The sequence below is a fragment of the Xenorhabdus yunnanensis genome (assembly GCF_028598805.1).
Classification (GTDB): domain Bacteria; phylum Pseudomonadota; class Gammaproteobacteria; order Enterobacterales; family Enterobacteriaceae; genus Xenorhabdus; species Xenorhabdus yunnanensis.
In genome coordinates this window covers 1-331 of sequence record NZ_JAQRFI010000276.1, presented here as the reverse complement: position 1 = coordinate 331, position 331 = coordinate 1, and the positions used below count along the sequence as shown (strand labels likewise).

Genomic DNA, 331 nt, shown 5'->3' with positions numbered 1-331 from the left:
AGCGAAGAACGGGGCGGATATTCTGAACAAGGCTGAATTTATCGATAACCTCGGTCTGAAAGCCACCGTCGAAAAAGCCATGCGGGCTGTGCCCCATAGCCGCCGTATTAACGGGAAATGGCTGACATCAGATATTTCACTGGGTGCGGGAGATGTTGATGCGGTTTCAGCCACAACTGGCGGCACATTTCAGGGAGATATTCGGCTTTCTAAAGGCGCATTTATTGGTGAACAACGTGCTGATTTGGTGTTGTCGTCACTGGGCACTGCGAAATCCCGCCTGTCATTAAATCTATGGGGGAGTTCATCACGCGTGTCTGTGCTGGAGTGC

The 331-nt window shown here is 51.4% G+C and carries 1 pseudogene; it reads left to right on the top strand.

The window, feature by feature from the left end:
• A pseudogene (locus PSI23_RS22230) lies at nucleotides 1–331 on the top strand (hypothetical protein); the annotation flags it as partial.